Below are 1,426 nucleotides of genomic sequence, written 5' to 3'. Positions count from 1 at the left end.
CCTGCCGAGGAGTTCGGAGACGTTGAAGTCGAACTTCAGCAGGACGAGGAAGGTCAGCACCAGCCCAGCGGTCCGTCCGGCGCCGACTCCCCGGCGGGCGCGGGGAGTTCACGGAAGCTGCCGGGGTCGGCCAGCAGCGCCAGCACCTCCTGCGCCGAGCGCCGCTCAGGCATCGGCCAGGGCCCGCTTCATGATCTTGCCCATGTCGTTGCGGGGCAGCGCGTCCAGGTAGCGGACGGTACGGGGGCGCTTGTGCGGGGCCAGCCGCCGGGCCACGTGGTCCGCCAGCTCCTCCGCGCCGGGCGGGGAATCCGGGTCCGCCGGGACGATCCAGGCCACGATCCGCTCGCCCAGGTCGGCGTCCGGCTCCCCGGTGACCGCCGCCTCCCGCACTCCCGGATGCTCCAGCAGCGCGTTCTCGATCTCCCCGGCCCCGATCTTGTAACCACCGCTCTTGATCAGGTCGGTGGCCTTGCGCCCGACGATGCGGACGTACCCGTCGGGTTCCCGTACGGCCATGTCACCGGTGCGGAAGAAGCCGTCGGCGGTGAACGCGGCGGCGGTGGCGTCGGGCCGGTTCAGGTACTCGGTGAACAGGTTCGGGCCGCGCACCTGGATCTCGCCGACGCTCTCCCCGTCCCAGGCGGTGAGCTCGGTGCCGTCCTCCTCCACCAGGCGCAGTTCGACACCCGGCAGCGGCACCCCGACCGTGCCGGGGCGCGCCTCGCCGTCGGCCCGCACGCTGGTGTTCATCAGGGTCTCGGTCATGCCGTACCGCTCGATCACCCGCCGGCCGGTGGCCGCCGCGATCCGCTCGTGGTCGTGCACCGGCAGCGCGGCCGAGCCCGAGACCAGCAGCCGGGCCCGCGCCAGCGCCCCGGCCAGCTCCGCATCGCCGGGCAGGGCCTCGGCGAGGCGGTGGTACATCGTCGGCACCCCGAACAGCATGGTCGCGCCGTCGTTCAGCTCGCGGGCCACGCCCTCGGGGGAGAACCGGCCCAGGTGCCGTACCTCGCCGCCGCGCCGCAGCGGACCCAGGACGCCCAGCACCAGCCCGTGCACATGGAACAGCGGCAGCCCGTGCACCAGCACGTCGTCCCCGGTCCACCGCCAGGCGTCGGCGAGCGCGTCCAGGGTGGTGGCCAGGGCCCGGCGGGGCAGCACGGCGCCCTTGGGCGGGCCGGTGGTGCCGGAGGTGTACACGATCAGCGCCGGATCGCCGTCCGCCGCCCGCTCCCCGGGCAGCGGGCCGGTGGCCGAGACGTCCACGTCGACGCGGGGCAGGGCGCCCACCACCGGCGGCAGGCCGGCGCCCGGCGGGGCGAGGACCAGGGACGGCGCGCTGTCGGTGAGGATGTGCCCGAGTTCCTTCCCGCCCGACTTCGGGTTGAGCGGCACCGCGGCCACCCCGGCGAGCAGCGCGCCG

General features: G+C 75.0%; 1 protein-coding gene. It reads right to left on the bottom strand.

Features of this window, described 5'->3' with window-relative positions; all coding sequences use genetic code 11:
• Positions 1–165: 165 nt before the first annotated feature.
• Positions 166–1,426: acyl-CoA synthetase (locus H5J33_RS35165; RefSeq protein ID WP_181798703.1), on the bottom strand; the 1,261-nt coding region annotated here is incomplete at its 5' end.

The organism is Streptomyces sp. WELS2 (genome assembly GCF_013870595.1).
Classification (GTDB): Bacteria; Actinomycetota; Actinomycetes; order Streptomycetales; family Streptomycetaceae; genus Streptomyces.
The sequence above is the reverse complement of the archived record's forward strand: the minus strand, read 5'-3'. Positions and strand labels throughout refer to the sequence as shown.